The 17,274-nt window shown below is 64.0% G+C and carries 17 protein-coding genes and 1 tRNA gene; 11 read left to right on the top strand and 7 right to left on the bottom strand.

Annotated features, from left to right (window positions below; all coding sequences use genetic code 11):
- Position 1 precedes the first annotated feature (1 nt).
- Complete coding sequence (locus U1769_RS09495) at positions 2-343, bottom strand: hypothetical protein (protein ID WP_332715057.1); 342 nt, start codon at positions 341-343, stop codon at positions 2-4.
- Positions 336-1,079, bottom strand: coding sequence for a queuosine precursor transporter (locus tag U1769_RS09490; protein WP_332715055.1), 744 nt, complete (start codon positions 1,077-1,079; stop codon positions 336-338). Before U1769_RS09490 ends, U1769_RS09495 begins: the two co-directional genes overlap by 8 nt.
- A gap of 81 nt (positions 1,080-1,160) precedes the next feature.
- On the opposite strand from U1769_RS09490, the gene U1769_RS09485 reads away from it, so the two are divergent.
- From U1769_RS09485 to U1769_RS09475, 3 genes are all read left to right on the top strand, one after another.
- A tRNA-Arg gene (locus U1769_RS09485) sits at positions 1,161-1,237 on the top strand.
- A 586-nt stretch (positions 1,238-1,823) separates the two neighbouring features.
- On the top strand, positions 1,824-2,279 hold the full coding sequence (locus U1769_RS09480) for a GFA family protein (RefSeq protein WP_332715052.1): 456 nt from the start codon (positions 1,824-1,826) through the stop codon (positions 2,277-2,279).
- Positions 2,280-2,286: 7 nt separating this feature from the next.
- Complete coding sequence (locus U1769_RS09475) at positions 2,287-2,439, top strand: hypothetical protein (RefSeq protein ID WP_332715050.1); 153 nt, start codon at positions 2,287-2,289, stop codon at positions 2,437-2,439.
- Positions 2,440-2,632: 193 nt separating this feature from the next.
- On the opposite strand, the gene U1769_RS09470 is transcribed toward U1769_RS09475, so the two are convergent.
- Entirely contained in the window at positions 2,633-2,884 is a 252-nt protein-coding gene (locus U1769_RS09470) for a hypothetical protein (RefSeq protein WP_332715048.1), read from the bottom strand.
- Between the two features lie 75 nt (positions 2,885-2,959).
- Between U1769_RS09470 and U1769_RS09465 the strand changes: the two genes are divergently transcribed.
- The gene (locus U1769_RS09465) at positions 2,960-3,193 is read left to right on the top strand and encodes a hypothetical protein (protein WP_332715046.1); all 234 of its coding nucleotides are present in this window, start codon (positions 2,960-2,962) and stop codon (positions 3,191-3,193) included.
- On the opposite strand, the gene U1769_RS09460 is transcribed toward U1769_RS09465, so the two are convergent.
- Together U1769_RS09460 and U1769_RS09455 are read right to left on the bottom strand one after the other, a co-directional pair.
- The gene (locus tag U1769_RS09460; protein WP_332715044.1) at positions 3,172-5,394 is read right to left on the bottom strand and encodes a sugar nucleotide-binding protein; all 2,223 of its coding nucleotides are present in this window, start codon (positions 5,392-5,394) and stop codon (positions 3,172-3,174) included. The genes U1769_RS09465 and U1769_RS09460 overlap by 22 nt on opposite strands.
- Positions 5,395-5,561: 167 nt before the next feature.
- Entirely contained in the window at positions 5,562-5,765 is a 204-nt protein-coding gene (locus tag U1769_RS09455; protein WP_332715042.1) for a hypothetical protein, read from the bottom strand.
- Positions 5,766-5,780: 15 nt separating this feature from the next.
- On the opposite strand from U1769_RS09455, the gene glf reads away from it, so the two are divergent.
- From glf to U1769_RS09425, 6 genes are all read left to right on the top strand, one after another.
- Positions 5,781-7,913 (top strand): UDP-galactopyranose mutase, encoded by a 2,133-nt coding sequence (gene glf / locus U1769_RS09450; RefSeq protein ID WP_332715773.1) that lies wholly within the window; start codon positions 5,781-5,783, stop codon positions 7,911-7,913.
- A gap of 29 nt (positions 7,914-7,942) precedes the next feature.
- Positions 7,943-8,464, top strand: a complete 522-nt coding sequence (locus U1769_RS09445) for a DUF892 family protein (RefSeq protein ID WP_332715040.1) — start codon at positions 7,943-7,945, stop codon at positions 8,462-8,464.
- Positions 8,465-8,540: 76 nt separating this feature from the next.
- Complete coding sequence (locus tag U1769_RS09440; RefSeq protein ID WP_332715038.1) at positions 8,541-9,497, top strand: manganese catalase family protein; 957 nt, start codon at positions 8,541-8,543, stop codon at positions 9,495-9,497.
- Between the two features lie 942 nt (positions 9,498-10,439).
- The gene (locus U1769_RS09435; protein ID WP_332715036.1) at positions 10,440-11,411 is read left to right on the top strand and encodes a hypothetical protein; all 972 of its coding nucleotides are present in this window, start codon (positions 10,440-10,442) and stop codon (positions 11,409-11,411) included.
- Between the two features lie 143 nt (positions 11,412-11,554).
- A complete protein-coding gene (locus U1769_RS09430; RefSeq protein ID WP_332715034.1) occupies positions 11,555-11,926 on the top strand; it encodes a hypothetical protein in 372 nt (123 codons plus the stop codon).
- 669 nt (positions 11,927-12,595) lie between these two features.
- Complete coding sequence (locus U1769_RS09425) at positions 12,596-13,069, top strand: Hsp20 family protein (protein WP_332715032.1); 474 nt, start codon at positions 12,596-12,598, stop codon at positions 13,067-13,069.
- A gap of 510 nt (positions 13,070-13,579) precedes the next feature.
- Here the strand turns inward: U1769_RS09425 and U1769_RS09420 are convergent.
- Positions 13,580-13,822: a DUF6582 domain-containing protein gene (locus U1769_RS09420; protein WP_332715030.1), complete on the bottom strand. Its 243-nt coding sequence runs from the start codon at positions 13,820-13,822 to the stop codon at positions 13,580-13,582.
- 309 nt (positions 13,823-14,131) lie between these two features.
- Here U1769_RS09420 and U1769_RS09415 point away from each other — a divergent pair, with 309 nt between their 5' ends.
- Positions 14,132-14,911, top strand: a complete 780-nt coding sequence (locus tag U1769_RS09415; protein WP_332715028.1) for a transglutaminase-like domain-containing protein — start codon at positions 14,132-14,134, stop codon at positions 14,909-14,911.
- Positions 14,912-15,171: 260 nt separating this feature from the next.
- Here U1769_RS09415 and U1769_RS09410 read toward each other — a convergent pair whose 3' ends face one another.
- Complete coding sequence (locus U1769_RS09410; RefSeq protein ID WP_332715026.1) at positions 15,172-17,079, bottom strand: hybrid sensor histidine kinase/response regulator; 1,908 nt, start codon at positions 17,077-17,079, stop codon at positions 15,172-15,174.
- Between the last annotated feature and the right edge of the window lie 195 nt (positions 17,080-17,274).

The following is a 17,274-nucleotide window of genomic DNA, read 5'->3' as shown; positions in this document are numbered from 1 at the left end:
CCTATTCGGTTAATTCCTTGGCACGGAACAGGCTGGAATAGCGCGCCAGCAGCGTAACCGCGGCCGGCCAGAAGCAGGTATTCCAGATGTCGTGCCAGTTCGCCGCGAACGCCGGCGTCACGTTGATGACGATCACGTCGCGAATGTCCCAGGCCTCGCCCGCCAGCGCCACGGCGGCGACCACCAGCCACGGGCGCCAGTCGCCCACCCGCCATCTGAACAGGCGCGCGGCCCCGAACAGGATCAGCAGGCCGATATAGACATGCAGCGCATCCTTGGAGAGGCCGGTATGGCTGGTCAGCCAGAGCTTGGCTTGCTGGAAGGCGCTGAGATGATCAAACACGCGCTTTGAACGGCGTGAAATCGGTGCCCTTGTCGAACACATCGACTCCTTCGCGCCGTTTGAGAAAATTGACGACGAGATAGGTGACCGGCGTCAGCAGCACTTCCCACGACACCTTCAGTATCCATTGCGTGACCAGCACCTTCAGCACCAGCTCGTTGGTCCAGCCTGCGGCAAAGAGGAAGGCGAGCGGGTAGAAGATCAGGCTGTCCACGCCCTGCCCGGCGATGGTCGAGCCGATCGTGCGCATCCACAAATGCCTGCCCTCAGTCCAGATCTTCATCCGGGCCATGACATAGGAATTGACGAACTCGCCCACCCAGAAGGCGATCATCGAGGCGATCACGATGCGCGGCACTTGCCCGAAGATCGTCTCATACGCGGCCTGGTTCTTCCACTCGGGCGACGGCGGCAGTTCGACGACGACCCAGGACATGAACGCCATGAAGGCAACGGCGACGAACCCCGCCCAGATCACGCGGCGCGCACGGGCATAGCCATAGACCTCGGTCAGCACGTCGCCGATGACATAGCTGATCGGAAAGAACAGGATGCCGGCGCCGAACGGCCACAAGCCTATACCGGGCAGGTTCACCACCGCCACCTTGCCCGCGCCGAGCACGTTCGACAGCAGGATGATCGCGACGAACGCGGCCATGACGAAATCATAATAGCGGAAATGGCCCCCGGCCAGATCTCCCGCGCTGACGGCCCTGATTTCGCTTGCGTCCGCCATGCCGACTTCCCCCGCGTTCATCCACCCGTTTTATGAAGCCGGTTTCGCCGCCGCGCAATCCGCGCTAATCCCCGCCACCACGCGCCCGTAGCTCAGTTGGATAGAGCACGAGACTTCTAATCTTGAGGCCACTGGTTCGAATCCAGTCGGGCGCACCAATCTTTTCAATAACGTAAGCCTAGGCCGGTTGCGTGCCCAGCCGCCGCGTCGAAGCCACGTAATCGCCACGTAATCGGTTTTCACGCTTGGAAGTGACTGCGGCGCACAACGGCGACTAATCGATTCTCGAGGTTAGCGGGCCACCGGGCTCCTCAGCCCGGAGCTGGGTCGCCGATCTGCGCAGGCCACCCCACAAATTCAGGCGGCGGGAATACGCGTGCAGGCCGATAAGTCCGTCGCCAAGCAACGATCACAACGATCCGCTAAGCGGCCGCGCTGGCCATTTCAGCCTTGAGCGCGTGTTGCGGTGCCGCCAGGAACCAAAAGCACTCTGCCGCCTTCATGTCCGGGGGAGATGATGACGTCGAAGTGACGTCTGCAGAGAGGATGTCGAATGATCGGTCCTGACCGTGTCATGCCTGCGGATGCCGACACCGAGCAACCGGATTTGCGGGCCCGGCATATGGTCCTGACCAGGGGCGTCCCCGGCAGCCGATGGGCAAATGCAACGTTCATCGCGTCCCGGCGGGCGAGCGCGCGCAAGCGTCTTGCCACCCGCCGCCGTCCCGGCCGGGAACAGCTACAATGACCGGCCTCGAAGGCGGCTGCGCCTGCTCCGGCATACGATACCGGCTGGTTTCCGAACCCTTCGACGCGGGATATTGCCACTGCAGGATCTGTCAGCTGAGCAGCGGCGCGCCGGTGATGGCGTTCGCCACCGTACCGCGCGGCGACCTGCATATCGTTCGGGGCGTCCCTGCCGTCCGTCGCTCTTCGGATATTGGCGAGCGCTGGTTCTGCGGGGAATGTGGAACGCCGCTGGCAATGACGGTGACACATCAGCCGGAGACGATCGATTTCACGATTGCGACCCTCGACGTACCGCGCGCGGTGGTGCCAAAGTTCCATATCTGGACCGAGAGCCGGATCGGGTGGTTCGAGATAGCCGATGCGTACGATCGCCATGAACGATTTCGGCCCGGAACGATGGGGCCAAGCACAGCGGCCGCGGCAGGCGGGGCTGCGTCTGAGGATCTATGATGGCCGAATGAGCGGCGATTTCGGCGACGTCACGCCCACCGGGCCCGACGGGGAACCCAGGGCACCTGATGAGCGAGAGGAATCGGACGAGGCGTCAGTCGTCGCTGATGTCGAACAGCCGGATTCCGGCGGCATAAAGGGCGCCCCGATCGTCACCTAGGCCGGCACGTGCGCCTTTCGTGAATCCATGGGAAAGAGGCGGTGGTCGCCGACCAACGCTCAAGTACGTCGAGCTAGGTGCGGCATCCCATATCCTTCATTCCGTTCTGCACGCTCCACATAGTCGCTGCGGAATGATCGCCGCCCAGACAGGGGCCTCGCATAGCGGCCCCTGTCGACGTGACCAGGATGGTTCAGCGGTCCCCATCAGTGCCGCCGCCCCGACCGCCAGCCTGATCGATGTCCTCATTGCTGCCCAGATTCGAGCCGTTGTTCGAGCCGCCACCGGCTAGATCGGCCTGGGTTCTCGTTTTCGCTGCCTGGTCTTGCTGGTTCTGCTGATTGATCACCTTCTGCTGGCCGTCCCGGTCCTGCCGGTCAGGATCTTCGGCCTGGGCCGGTTGGTTGCCGTGCTGCGCAGTCGATGCCGGGTTCTGAGTGCCCATGATTTCTCTCCTTCAAGGTTGGGTATGTGCGTTGGGGCGCGCAGATGAAACGTCGCCAGACGCGGCTAGATCCATTTGTTTCGCCTCGTCATCGAGCCTGAAGGTTTGGGCCGGCCCGCGACCGCATCTTCGGCGGGATTGTTTCTGGCGCCGCGCCTTGGCCTGCCATCACTTGGCTGGGGCCGTCTCGACGGTCCATCGATACTGGTGGCGCGCAGCGCGGCGTTGCTCGCCTTGCAGGCATTGTACGGCGTGCGCCGGGCGGTCGACCACGCGCCCGACAGGGTTCAGGCCATCACCTCATCGTGAAAGCGCGCCACCGCGTCCGTCAGGTTTCCCAGCAGCGGGGCCCGACGGGTGGCCAGCGCCGATTCCGCCGGCCTTGGTGCCCGCCAGCCGATCTCAACGCCAGGCACGGCGTGCACGAGCGCCTCGTCCAGTCCGAAGCGCCTGGCGATCATTACAGCGAAGGCCGCCCAGGAAAGGGAGCCGGCATTGGTCAGGTGGCAAATCCCCGTGTCGCCGTCGATCAACAGATCGAGCACCGCATCGGCCAGCGCGGGGACGTAGGTCGGCGAGACGATCTGATCGTCGGCCGCACGAAATACCTGCCCGGAACGAAGCGCTCTGACGACTGAAACAGCGAAATTCACATCGTCGTCGGGCGAGAAGAAGGCCGCGGTCCGAACGATCAGATGCTGTCCGGGCGATCGCGCGACGCCGTGTTCCATGGCAGCTTTGCTGCGCCCATAGGCGCCGAGCGGGCTCGGCTCATCATTCTCGACATAGGCACACCCGCGACGCCCGTCGAACACCAGGTCGCTCGAGAATTGCACGGTCGAAATCCCGCGCGAACCGGCCGCATGGGCCAGCGCTATGGCCCCGCCGGCATTGCTGCGGAAACAGGCTTCGGGTTCACGCTCGGCTTCGTCGACTCGCACCCATCCGGCCGCGTTGACGACGGCCCAGGGACGGTGCAGGTCGAGGGCCCCGGCGACACTGGTCTCGTTCTCCAGATCCATCTCGGCGCGCCCGAGCAAAATATAAGGAATGTTCCTGTGCCGGCAGGAACGGGCAATGGCACGGCCGAGCGTGCCGGTCGCGCCGCAGATCAGCAGGGCCGGTTCGGCCGATGCGCCCGGACCCTCCGACAAAGGGTGGTCGCCGATCGGTGCGGGGCGGGACGTCGGACGGTGCGCGAGTCGGATGGGCAGACGCCACCAGCCGGCGCCGGCAAGTACGGGGTGCCTGGATTGCCCATCGGTCAATTGTTTCAGCAACGAGGCTGTTGCCGTCGGCCTCGGATGCCCGCTGCTGACGTCGAAGGCGCCCGCCTCATAACGGCCCGGGGCCGTCAACAAGGTGTTCCATCCGGAACTTCCGAGAAGAGCCCAGCTCGTCACCGCGACGATATCGAGTCCCTGACTTCGCAGCCTGGTCGCGCCGTCCCACGCTTCACCGAACCAGCGTGCCCGTTCTTCGCTGGTGCAGCCATTGTGCACCTCGGTGACCGCGAGCGGGATACCGTAGCGCTCCCAGGCCTCGCGCAAGGCGCCGTCCAGGCCCGGCGGCTTCGGCTCGACCACCCGGATGGCTTCGACATCGGCATAGCGCAGGGCGTGGTTTTCGCCGTGGCGGGAGGCTGGATACCGGCCAAGCCGATGGTCGAGGAAGCGGTCGCTGGTGAGATAGTGGTTGATGCCGATCACGTCGGGCACGCAGGGATCGTCGAGAATGCGCCGGAGACGATCGCCCAGCCCGAAGGAGGATATGCGCCGCCAGAGCGGATGTGCGGGACCGAGCATGCCGCAGAGCAGATCCCATGAGGCCCAGCGGCGTATATTGTCATAGGAAGCCTGGTCGCGCAGCGCGGCGGTGGCGAAGGTACGCCCGAGATCTTCGGTCTGGATCAGGCGCGCGCGCGGATTGACCTTGCGAATTTCGATCATGCTGAGCCGGGTTGCGTCGATCTGGTTCAGCAGGGCCTGCCAGAACGAGCCCTCGTCCCGTCGATGCGGATACCAATGGCCATATAGCGCCGAGAAGCGCGCTGTCGTCAGCGGCTCGTTGACCGGCGTCCATTCAGTGATCCAGTCATATCGTTCCGCAGCAAGGCGCGCGTGACGCGCCAGGCCCGATGCGAAGCCGTCGTCCAGCAGGTCGGTATGCCGGGGCCCGCTTCCGTGATGGACGAGGCCCGCAATGATCCGCATCGGCGTGCCGCGGATTCGTGCGAGCCGGCGGTCATGCCACGACCAGTCGCATCGGTCGGGTCCTTCGCTTACGACACTCTCCCACAATATCGGATAGCGCAGCGCGGAAAGACCGAGGCCGGCAAAGAGGTCGATGTCGTCTTCGCGGCCCGCATGGCCTGTCAGCTGGAACTGATCAGTGAACCCGGAACCAAGCCGGTTGACGGTGCATTCCGGACCGCCCCACAGCTCCAGCGGCGGCCGCCCCTCGCTTCGCGTCAGCCTCGGTGCTGCTGGATCGAGAGTCACGTTGTGCATCACCCCGCTGTACTCCCGTGTCGTGAAACAACCGAAAGATTCGTGCTGATGTAGATTAGTATATACTGAATCGCGCGTTTTTTTCGGAACATGCGACCGAAGGCACTGTTCTTGTGGCATTCATGTCCCAGCAAGGTCAGCCCATGCGCGAATATTTTGCCGCAATGTCAAATAAAACTCACGATGATGCGGTCAAGGCGCAGATCAATACTCTGCTTTGCTTCAGCCATCTTCGGTGGGACTTCGTATTTCAGCGCCCGCAACATCTGATGTCCCGTTTTGCTCGGGATGTCGAGGTTTTGTACTGGGAGGAGCCGGTCTATCGCGACGATATCACGGCGCCGGCCCTCCGCACGACGCGGTGCGACCATACTGGCGTGACGATCATGACCCCTCAGCTTGTGGCGGCCAACAATCGCGAGAATGATGCCGCGGTTCTCAGATCGCTGCTGGACGAGATCCTGCTCACCCGCCATGGGCGCGTCATTCGCTGGTATTACACGCCGATGATGCTCCCATTTTCGGAGCATGTCGTCGCCGACTGCATCGTCTATGACTGCATGGACGAACTGGCCAATTTCAGAAACGCGCCTCCGGAACTGATCGCGCTCGAGCGCGAGCTGTTCGACGTTGCGGATGTCGTCTTCACCGGGGGTCACAGCCTGTTCGAGGCGAAGCGCGACCTGCACGCCAATATCCACCCGTTTCCATCGAGCGTCGATGCTGCCCATTTTGCCCGCGCCCGACAGGCCGGTACCGACCCGGAAGACCAGCAGTCCCTGCCGCACCCGCGCCTGGGATATTATGGCGTGGTCGACGAGCGCATGGATCTCCAGCTTCTGGCGGCCGTCGCAGATGCCCGGCCCGACTGGTCGATCATCGTTGTCGGGCCTGTGGTGAAGATCGATCCGCGCGATCTGCCGGTGCGCGCGAACCTGCATTTCCTCGGCGGCAAATCCTATGACGTGCTACCCGATTACCTGCGGGGCTGGGACGTCGCCCTGATGCCCTTTGCGATCAATGACGCAACGCGGTTCATCAGTCCCACGAAGACGCCCGAATATCTCGCGGCGGGTTGCCCGGTCGTATCCACGCCGATCGTCGATGTGGTGCGCCATTACGGGGACCTTCGCGGCGTCGAGATCGCGGGGACCGCTGACGCCTTTGTCGAGGCTTGCGAACTGTCACTCGAACTGCGCGCGCAGCCGGATAGCTGGCTGCCGGGCGTCGATTCCGCCCTTGCATCCCTGTCGTGGGACAACAGCTTTGCCGGGATGCGCCGGCTTGTCGAACAGGCCGCCGCGCAAAGACAAGCCGTTCATCCCGTCACCTCTCCCGTCGGCTGGCCGGCCCCCGGGGCGCCCCGGTACGACGTCATGGTGGTGGGGGCCGGATTTGCCGGCGCGGTGATGGCGGAGCGACTGGCGAGCAGCGGGAAATCCGTGCTCGTCGTCGACCGGCGTCCCCATGTGGCGGGCAACGCCTATGACCGCCTCGACGCTGCAGGCGTGCTGATCCATCAATATGGTCCGCACATCTTTCATACCAATTCGTCTGACGTGTTCGACTATCTGTCGCGCTTCACGTCATGGCATCCCTACGAGCACCGCGTGCTCGCCCAGGTGAAGGACGAACTGCTCCCGATCCCGATCAACCGGACGACGCTGAACGAGCTCTACCACCTTGACCTGCAGACCGACGAGGAAGCGGAACGCTTCCTCGCCGCGCGCGCCGAGCCGGTCGATCCCATCCGCACGTCAGCCGATGTCGTCATCTCGGCGGTCGGGACGCACCTCTACGAGACGTTCTTCAGGGGCTATACGCGCAAGCAATGGGGCATGGACCCCTCCGAGCTGGACAAGTCGGTGACGGCGCGCGTGCCGACGCGGACCAATGTCGACGACCGGTATTTCACCGACCGGTTCCAGGCGATGCCGGCAGAAGGGTTCACCCGGATGTTCGAGCGCATGCTCGACCATCCCAATATCGAGCTTCTGCTTGGCGTCGACTATCGCGAGGTCAGGGATGCCTACCCGCACGACCATCTGGTGTTCACCGGCCCGATCGACGAGTATTTCAACTATTGCCACGGCAGGCTGCCCTACCGGTCGCTTCGCTTCCAGCACGAGACCCTCGACTGCGAGTGGCATCAACTGGTCGGGGTGGTCAATTATCCCGATGAAGCCGTGCCGTTCACGCGGGTGACCGAATACAAGCATCTGACCGGGCAGAAGACCCCGCGCACGAGCATCACGCGCGAATTCCCCGCCGAGGACGGAGACCCATATTACCCAATTCCGCGCGAGGAAAATCAGGCGCTGTACAAGCGCTACGAAGCATTGGCCGTCGCCGAGGCCGGCGTCACCTTCGTCGGCCGCCTCGCCACCTATCGCTACTATAATATGGACCAGGTCGTCGGCCAGGCGCTCGCGGCGTCGCGGCGGCTCATTGCCCATGACGAAATCCAGCAAGCCGAGGCGCCCACAAGGCGAACCGCGGCAGTGCGGCTCGTCGCATGATGCAGTCTTCAACCGGAGTGAGATAAGCCATGGCAAGTGACGAAAAGCATGTAGCGCGCTCGATCTTCGTGATCGGCCTTCGCGACGCCCACGCGGTCGAGCATCAGGCGCTCGCGCTGATGGACCGGCAGCTCGACCGCCTCGAAAATTATCCCGAGGTCGAGCAACGGATGCGATCGCACCGTCTCGAGACCGAGCACCAGATCGAGCGGCTCGATCTCATCCTCGAGCGAATGGGCGAGAGCCATTCCGCTCTCAAGGATACGGCGCTGGCCCTCTCGGGCAACATGGCCGCCCTGGCGCATACTTTGGCCGGCGACGAGATTCTCAAGAACAGTTTCGCCAACTTCGCCTTCGAGAATTTCGAGGCGGCCAGTTACAAGGCGCTCATCACCGTCGCCGAGCATGGCAGCTTCGCAGACGCGATTCCGCTGCTTCGCGAGACGCTCGAGGAGGAGCTGGCGATGGCGCAGTTCTGCGACGACGTCCTGCCGCGCGTCACCCGGCGCTTCCTCGAATTGCGCGAAGCCGGCGAGACCGCAAGCCACTGATCCGATTGCCAATCCGGATGCAGGGAACGCCGACAGCGCGCGTTTACGACCCCAGGCCACACCAAGGAGCAAGACCATGTTCATGCATAACAAGACACTTCAGTATACGGTACGCGTATCCGAGCCCAATCCGGTGCTCGCCTCACTGATCATCGAGCAGTTCGGCGGCGCCGATGGCGAGCTCGCGGCCGCCATGCGCTACTTCACCCAGTCGCTTGCCGAGTCCGACCCGGGCCGCAAGGACATGCTGCTCGACATCGCGACGGAGGAGCTGAGCCACCTCGAAGTCGTCGGCTCGATCGTCGCCATGCTCAACAAGGGCGTGAAGGCCAATCTTTCGGAAGGATCGATGAAAGAGGCCGATCTGATGATCGAGATGAACGCCGGCGGCGCCAGCCAGAAGCATAATCTCCTGTTCGGCGGTGGTCCCGCGCTGATTGACTCCGCGGGCGTCCCCTGGACGGGCGCCTATGTCGACAGCAAGGGCGATCCCACCTGCGATCTTCGCTCCAACATCGCCGCCGAGAGCCGGGCCAAGATCGTCTATGAGCGGTTGATCAACATCACTGACGATCCCGGCATCAAGGATGCGCTCGGCTTCCTGATGACGCGCGAGATCGCTCATCAGAAATCATTCGAAAAGGCGCTCTACACGATCGAGAATAACTTCCCGCCGGGCAAGCTTCCGGGCTTGCTGCCCTTCGCCAACATGTATGTGAACACGTCGCAGGGCGAAGGCGACATGACCGGCTCCTGGAACGAGGGCGAACAATGGGTGCGCGTCGACGACGTCGTCGCCAACCTGCCGCTCGATGGCGGCGATGGTACCGCCACCGTCAAGCTCAGCAAGGCGGACAGCGTCGTGGCCGAAGCGCTCGCCAAGCGCACCATGTCCGCACCGGACGGCAACCCCGCGACCGGGGCCGATCTCGGCGCGGGACCCGGTGCCGGCAGAATGACCGACGAGGACATGGGGGGCGCCGAAGACATGCCGGACGCCGTCGCCCAGGCCGAGGCAATGACCGAGAGCTGAGAAACCTTCCGTCCGGGGCGTCGTTCAGTCGCTCCGGACGGCTAGGGTCCGCACAGGAACCGCAGGGGATCATCGGCAAGGAACCTGGCGTGAAACAGGCGACCAGCAGCAAGACGAGGGCGCCAGCGGCCAGCCCCTATGTCCTCGAACTTCAGGCGGCGCTGCGGGACGAGACCATGGAGGCGATCCGCACCTTCGGCCTGGGCGATCTAAGCGTCCATGTCCGTCGAGTTACCGACGATGTCTGGCCATTGTCAGGCGCCCCCGGCCGCGCGGGGTCGCCCTGCGTGTTGCCCATGCCCCAGGTGGCCACGCCGCAGATTGCCGACCTGCAAGCTGATGACGGCGGACGGCGATGCGCTGCGACCACACCGCACATCGGCCGATCGCCTGGACTTTCGGGTACCGGCGAAGGGAAGACTGACCCTCAGCTGGGAATGACAACCTGCGTCCGCGGGCGGGAGAGACGGACACGCGCCGACAGCGGGGCCGGTGCTGGTTAAAGTGCCATGACGCGCGAAACGCGCCGCGCTCCGTGCGGTTCTCCGAAAACTGGCTAACCGATATCAGGTTCTGGGTGCGAAACGCAGGGTGATCGCCGTGCCCCGCACGCAACTCGGCCGCTCGCTGGCCGTTGTCGTCCGAAGAGGAGTGCCATGACGACCAAAGTCCCGATCCAGGCGTCAGACCGCGGCAAGCGCGTTCACGGCGACGGCGGCGGCAGCCGCAATGCGGGTGGCCGGACCGGCACCGGGGAAAGTGGCGGCGGCGCCTATGGGCGGCCCGACCAGGTCGGGGCAACCCGGATCCTGGCATCCTCGGCGGGCATGGAGGCAATCGAACATGGCGTATCACGGTCCTGGCGACGCAGAGGATGGTGGCGACAACCCCAACGCGCCGACGAATATCGGCGGCCCGAACGTTCGCGGCTAGCTGCATGCGTTGCCGATCGGCCATGGCGATATGCGTTTTGTCGCGCGGGATGGCGCCGCCGTCCACCTTCGATGCCTCAGAAAACCGACAGGCAGGAGTTGCGACTGTCCCATGACTGACCCTCCCCGTCACAGCGCACCGGACCTCCGCTGCCTTTGGCACCATCTGGTCCAACGCCTGGCCGGCTGGCGCAGCGACTGGGACGATCATATCGACGCAGACAGCGCGGCGCCAGCGTGGGAAGGCCCGTCCCGCGGCGAGATCGTTCCCGATGGACGTATCTTCGAGGCGTTCGCGGTCGCCCTGCTATCCGGGAATACGCGCTGGGAGCGGATCCTCCGCATCCGACCTAACCTTGGCGAGCCGTTCGGCGGTTTCGACCTGCGCCGATACGCATTGCTGACGGACCGCGACATCGAGGAGCGGGTCGTCCCATGGTTTCGGGAGCGCAGGGCCGGCGCACGAGGGCTTAGCGCCGGTCTTGTACGACTGCGTGATACCGCCGCCCGGCTGTCCAGCTATCGGGCCGGTAAAGGGAGCGCGTCAGCCTATCTCGCCGATGCCCGTTCGGCCAGCGGGGGGTCACCGGAGCAGCTCGCGATCCTGCTCGCCACCTCCAAAGAGTGGAAATTGCCCGGATTCGGGATCGCCCTTGCCGCTGAAGCGCTGCGGAATATGGGCATCGATCTGTGCAAGCCCGACCGCCATATCCTTCGCGCCCTGGGGTCCTGGTCGCTGATTGACTTCGTGCGGTGGGACCGGCGCGGCGCCTTCACCCCGCCCCAGGCAACGACCGCAGAACTCAGCCGGGCGATGTTCGTGGTCAGATCCATCGCGGAAGCGAACGACGTCCGGGTCAGCTACGCGACTTCGGTTATCTGGACAGCTGGCGCGGTGTCAGGCGCCAGGCTTTCGAACGGCGAATTCGAAGCCGTCGCGCTGGGATGCTTTCAGTCGGGGACGAGGATCGCCGAGCGGTAACGATGGTGCGCCAGCCGCCGTCATGTCGACGCAAGCGGCACGGCTTCCCCGCGAAGGACTACAGGCGGCTGGCGGCTGGCGGTCGCACCGATTCTTATGATCAAATTCGGCAACGAGACGTTGATCGGGAGAGGAGACTTATCATGCCGGAACAAGGCGACCAACCGAACGCGAACGAAGGCGCAGATCCTTCATCCGACATCCGCAAGCAAAACCCCGGTGGCACGACAACCGCTGACCTCGCGGGTCAGCCGACTGAGGCCGGGAAGCGCCCGCGGCAATCGGCACCAGCCTCCGGAATAGGGGATGTAGGAACCGGGGACGGCTATTCCGGCCAGGAATATGACAGCAAGGGGCAGCAGGCCTGGCGGGACGAACAGGAAAAACATACCGTCGATCCGTCCGGAGAAGTACATGGAAGCGGTGCCGGCGCCGGTGGCGGCAATGATGGCGAAGACTATGACAGCGATAGCGCGGCCGGCAGCGGCACCGCACCGACCGGCGCCGGGTCGTAAGGCGATGAATGCCCGTGGAACATCGCGCGAGGAGGGTTGTCCGTTTCGCGTTTTCAATGGCGGCCGCCCGTCCCATATCCGGGATTGAACGAGCCGGCGGCGCGGACGATGCTTCGCACACGGGATGAACGGCCACCGGCCGAACACAGCATATCCAGTTTGCGTTGAGCCTTGGCTCGTCCAACTTCAACGCGATCATTTCCCTGACGATTCTTCTCGCGAGAGCCGGACTGATCACGTCGGATGAGGTCCAGGCGCTCGACGCGACGATGTCCGACCCGCTCGATCTCGGACCTCGCGGGAAACCGCCTGGTCCCCATTCAGCAGGCCGGGATCGACGCTGTCATTGGCGAGATCGGCGCCTATCTCGCAAGACGCTAGCGCTCTCTCTCGCTGGTGCCCGGAAATTGCCTGGCGGTCGATTCCTACCCGCGCCTTGCGCTGTGCGTCTGATCGACGCTGCTGGTCAATTCAGACGCGGAGAGCGGGCCCGGCCATTGAGAGCGTGGATCAAAAAAAATTCGAATTCGTCCGCCGGCAAGGTCTTGAAGCCGAAATCGATCACCCTAATTCTGCGCCGCCGGCCGCGACGTCGGTCCGGTGGGATTTGGGAGCACCGGCTCTCCCGGTGCTCCTCATGCCCGAATTGCTCAAGAGGAGGATTTGGATATGAGGACCAACTTCGATTTTGCGCCCTATCGGCGCTCCACGGTGGGCTTCGACCGGCTGTTCGACCTGCTCGAGACCAATCGCGCGGAGAGTGATGGCTTCCCGCCTTTCGACATCGAACGCCAGGGCGACGACGCCTACCGGATCACGCTCGCGGTCCCGGGCTTTCGCCCCGGCGAGATCGAGATAATCGCGCACCAGAATCTGCTGACGGTCTCCGGTAGAGGGAGCGACGCGGAGACAGGCCAGTTCATCCACCGCGGGATCTCGACGCGCGCTTTCGAGCGCCGCTTCCAGCTCGCCGACTTCGTCGAGGTGAAGGACGCTCGGTTCGACAACGGCTTGCTTCACATCGCGCTGAAGCGAGACGTCCCGGAACAGATGAAGCCGCGGCGGATCGAGATCGCCGCCGACAAGGAAGGCGCCCCGGCGAACGATCGCCTGGCTGGACCGAGCGCGGAAATCGCCGCCTGAAGCGGATGTCGGGCCGGGGTTCACCCGGCCCGACATCGCGGCGGCAAGCCGATCCGATCGCGATGCGACACACAGAGGAGGAAACAATGTCGGCATCCTTCGAGAATCCGCACGACGTGGTCTTTCACCCGCAACTCGAACCCGAGGTGAAGCGTGCGATCCATAATGATTGGCGAGCGCAGGCAGCGGGTTCGCCGCAACGACGGCGATAATCGCCAATGCGACGGGCACGCGCAGGCGAGCGCACTGGCGCGCTCGCCTGCCGCGCGGGTCTCAGGACCGGGACGCGCTCGTCGCGCCGGGCTGATGATCGTTGTGGTTAGCGGCAGGCTCGCCGGCTGCAGCGCTCCGGCCGGTACAGCAGGCGCATCGCGGCACGGCGCGGCTTCTCGACTGCGATGCCTGGATGCGCCGCTGCAGACGATTGGGACTCAAGGGCAGATCAGCCATCTCATGCCTCGCGGGTGTGACGTTGCTTGCAAAAAGGGGATGACATCGCTCGGCGCGACGTCAGTCCTTGCCGATCTCGCGCCAGCTTTCCTCGCTCACTGCGACATCGAACTTTTTCGCTGCCGCCTTGATCCGTTTCCAAGCCGCGTCGCGCTCGTCGTCGCTCACGCCCTTGACCTGGTTGAACCGGGCAATCGCGTTCCGGACATGGCTCGCATTCTCCAGCGGCTCCTTGCGCTCTTTCGGGAAGGCGAAGGCGCCCTTGTCCAGCTCTTCCCGGTCTTCAGCATTGAGTTTGCTCATCACGCGCTCCTGGGTTGGCCAAGGGAAACGCGCGGCGGACCTGCAAGTGCCACAAGCAGCAAGCGTCGTCTCAAGTTCTTTGCATGCGGGCGCGCGCGGGCCCCTTTCAGGCAGGGACCATTTTCAGATCAGGCCTGATTGCCCAGAGGCACAGTGATGCGCACCGACGCTGCCGCTTCGATTGCCCTGCAGCGACATCGACGGTGCGCCGCGACTCCGGGAAAGGATCGATGCGCGCGCACGCTCATGTTTTCTCGACATTGGGCGCGAGGCGACGGCACGATCGGAGGCGACAGGCGTTGCGCGGCCATGAGACTCACTATCCACGCCCAGCTCGATTATCAGTTCGACGATCCGGCCGACATCCTGCTGCAGATCGAAGCCGCGCCGATCCCGGAGCAGATCATCGAGAAAGCGCATATCGACATCTCGCCATGCGATCATTTTGCGCGGGTCGCGGCCCATGACACGATCGGCGACCGCATCTGGCTACGCGCGCAGGGCCGCTTCACTGTCGACTATCGCGCGACGGTGGCGATCAACCGCCTGCTGACCGAATGCCTGGACCTGCCCAGGATCCCACCGCACCAGCTGCCCGGCGAAACCGTGCAATATCTGATGGCGTCGCGATACTGTCCGTCGGACCAGTTCCAGACCTTTGTGGACGCGCAGTTCGGCGGCCTCGAAGGCGGCGCGCGCGTCATCGCGATACGGGACTGGGTCGAGCGGCATTTCAGCTATGTGCCCGGTTCGAGCACATCCGAGACGACGGCCCTCGAAACATTCGTACGGCGCCAGGGCATCTGCCGCGACTTTGCCCATGTGATGATCACGCTCGTGCGAGCGTCCGGCATCCCGGCGCGGATGGCGAGCGTCTATGCGCTTGGCGTCGAGCCGCAGGACTTTCACGCCGTTGCCGAAGTGTTCATCGGCGGCGAATGGCATCTGATCGATGCGACGGGCATGGCCGAGGAAGCGGCGATGGCCAAGATCGGTATCGGACGGGATGCGGCGGATGTCGCTTTCCTCACCGCCTATGGCAAGGCCGTCATGAACAGCCAGACGGTGCTCGTCGAGGAAGCGCGCTGACGAATGAACGGCGCCGCATGGCGCCGTCGCCGCGCTCAGCCAGTACCGCGCGCCTCGCACCGCCAACGCCTGATCAGCCTACAAGTGCCCGAAGATTTGCGCACCGATACCACCCTCGACGACGATCCTTAGCCGCCGGGCTCGGTACGTCCCACTGCCCCACGGGCAAGCTGCCAGCAACATCGTCCCGGCGCATGAGCGTCCTTTGCGCACGAGCCGGCGTCGTCGCTCAGGCAGCGAACCGTGTCTCGGACTTCCGGTCAGGGGCGTGTGGACAACAGCTGGTTTATCCCGCCGGCAAGCGTCTCCAAATTGTAGGGCTTGCGCAAAATCGGAAACTCCCGCTGATCGGCCGGGATGAACTGCTTGCTGCTATAGCCGCTCGCCAGGAGCACCGGCAGGTTCAGACCGTCGTGCCTGATCCTCAGCGCAAGCTCCACACCGTTCATGCCCGGCATGACGATGTCCGAGAAGACGATGTCGAACTGATGCTCTTCCAGCAGCCGCAGGGCTACCTCGCCGTCTGGCGCTTCACGGACGCTGCAGCCTAGATCCTCCAGCAGCTGGCGCGCGAAATAGCGCACGTGATCGCTGTCCTCGACGAGCAGGACCCTGAGGCCAGTCGGAATTGCGATCTCCAGCTGGCCGTTCACTTTCTCGGGGGGAGACTTGGTCGTCCGGGGCAGCAGAATCCGAACGGTCGTGCCCTTCCCCACCTCGGAGTCGATTCCGACCGAGCCGCCAGACTGAACGGCGAAACCGTGAACCTGGGAAAGTCCCAGGCCAGTGCCCTTGCCGGTCGGCTTGGTCGTGAAAAACGGTTCGAAGACCCGCTCCAGCTTGTCGCGTGGAATGCCCTCACCCTCGTCGCTGATCGAAAGCCCGACCATGTCACCGTCCGCTCGGGACAGATTTGTCGTCGAGATCGTGATGGGTCCGCCATTCGGCATGGCATCCCGCGCATTCAGGACGGCGTTCAACAGCGCGGTTTCCAGACCCGTAGGGTCGATCTCGACGGGCCAGAGACCCGCCGCAAGATCGAGCCGGATGTCGTACTGGCTACCGAGAGTTCGCTGGAGCATTTCGCCAAAGGCATCCATGCGGACGCTCAGATCGATCACCTCGGGCTCGAGCGGCTGGCGGCGCGCAAAGGCGAGCAGCTGGGAGGTCAGACTCGTCGCCCGCTGAGCGGTTTCCAGCATGACATGTAGATAGCGGCTGCGCTTCTCGGCCAGCATGTCCGGTTGCCTGAGCAGGAAGTCCGCCGAGCCGCTCATGACCGTCATCAGATTGTTGAAGTCGTGCGCTATCCCACCGGCGAGTTCGCCCAGCGCCTGCAACTTCTGCGATTGGAGCAATTCGGCCTGAGTCTGTCGAAGCGCGTCCTCGGCCCGCATCTTTTCCGTGATGTCGCGCGTGATCTTGGCGAAACCGACATGTTCTCCTGCCTCGTTGTAGATCGGATCGATCACGACATGGGCCCAGAACAGAGAGCCATCCTTGCGCACGCGCTGCGCTTCCGCCTCGAATTTGCCGGCGCGCAGGGCAAGTTCCAGCGCAGCCCCTGGGGCACCGCGCGCGCGCTCTTCCGCGGTATAGAAGCGCGAGAAATGCTGCCCCAGTATCTCCGACTCCTCATATCCCTTGATGGCGCGAGCCCCGGAGTTCCAGCTCGTAATGATGCCGTGCGGGTCCAGCATGTAGATCGCATAGTCCCGGACGCCCTGGACCAGCATGCGGAACTGGAGATCGCTGGCGTAGGCCACCTGCTCCAGGCGCCGTTTGTCGGTGATGTCGCGGGTAATCTTGGCGAAGCCGATGAGCGATCCGTCGTCCGACCGGATCGGATCGAGAATGGCATGCGCCCAGAAGCGGGTGCCATCCTTTCTCACGCGCCACCCTTCGGACTCGAAACGGCCCTCGCGCGCCGCCGTCTCGAGCGCCTTCGCCGGCAGTCCAGCGTCGCGGTCTTCGGCGGTGAAGAAGCGCGAGAAGTTCTCGCCGATGATTTCATCGGCGGCATAATGTTTGAAGCGCTCAGCGCCGGGGTTCCAGGTCACGACCCGGCCGGACGGGTCGAGCATGTAGATCGCATAGTCCGTGACGGACTGGACCAGCAGCTCGAACCGGCGGTTCGCGATATGGTCGTTGAAATCAGCTACTGCCATGCACGGTCCCGAGGCTGTCCATGCCGGTTGCTGTGGGGTCGAAGCGTCAGCGAATCAAGCGCATACGATGCCGAAGGTACCGCGCCGCTCGACCAGCTGGTGGTTACCTATCCCAGCCGCCCGCCTTCCTGATCGAAATAGCCATTCGACAGACGATCGCGCGCACCCATCCATCCCGATGGCCGTTCTGGCATG

Origin of the sequence: Parasphingomonas zepuensis (assembly GCF_036663735.1) — a bacterium.
Taxonomy (GTDB): domain Bacteria; phylum Pseudomonadota; class Alphaproteobacteria; order Sphingomonadales; family Sphingomonadaceae; genus Sphingomonas.
The sequence above is the reverse complement of the archived record's forward strand: the minus strand, read 5'-3'. Positions and strand labels throughout refer to the sequence as shown.

Coding starts and splice junctions, on each gene's coding strand:
- U1769_RS09490 (WP_332715055.1), bottom strand. CDS start 1,079: ATGGCGGACGCAAGCGAAATCAGGGCCGTCAGCGCGGGAGATCTGGCC.
- U1769_RS09480 (WP_332715052.1), top strand. CDS start 1,824: ATGACCGGCCTCGAAGGCGGCTGCGCCTGCTCCGGCATACGATACCGG.
- U1769_RS09475 (WP_332715050.1), top strand. CDS start 2,287: ATGAGCGGCGATTTCGGCGACGTCACGCCCACCGGGCCCGACGGGGAA.
- U1769_RS09470 (WP_332715048.1), bottom strand. CDS start 2,884: ATGGGCACTCAGAACCCGGCATCGACTGCGCAGCACGGCAACCAACCG.
- U1769_RS09460 (WP_332715044.1), bottom strand. CDS start 5,394: ATGCACAACGTGACTCTCGATCCAGCAGCACCGAGGCTGACGCGAAGC.
- U1769_RS09455 (WP_332715042.1), bottom strand. CDS start 5,765: ATGGTCGCACCGCGTCGTGCGGAGGGCCGGCGCCGTGATATCGTCGCG.
- glf (WP_332715773.1), top strand. CDS start 5,781: ATGACCCCTCAGCTTGTGGCGGCCAACAATCGCGAGAATGATGCCGCG.
- U1769_RS09445 (WP_332715040.1), top strand. CDS start 7,943: ATGGCAAGTGACGAAAAGCATGTAGCGCGCTCGATCTTCGTGATCGGC.
- U1769_RS09440 (WP_332715038.1), top strand. CDS start 8,541: ATGTTCATGCATAACAAGACACTTCAGTATACGGTACGCGTATCCGAG.
- U1769_RS09430 (WP_332715034.1), top strand. CDS start 11,555: ATGCCGGAACAAGGCGACCAACCGAACGCGAACGAAGGCGCAGATCCT.
- U1769_RS09425 (WP_332715032.1), top strand. CDS start 12,596: ATGAGGACCAACTTCGATTTTGCGCCCTATCGGCGCTCCACGGTGGGC.
- U1769_RS09420 (WP_332715030.1), bottom strand. CDS start 13,822: ATGAGCAAACTCAATGCTGAAGACCGGGAAGAGCTGGACAAGGGCGCC.
- U1769_RS09415 (WP_332715028.1), top strand. CDS start 14,132: ATGAGACTCACTATCCACGCCCAGCTCGATTATCAGTTCGACGATCCG.
- U1769_RS09410 (WP_332715026.1), bottom strand. CDS start 17,079: ATGGCAGTAGCTGATTTCAACGACCATATCGCGAACCGCCGGTTCGAG.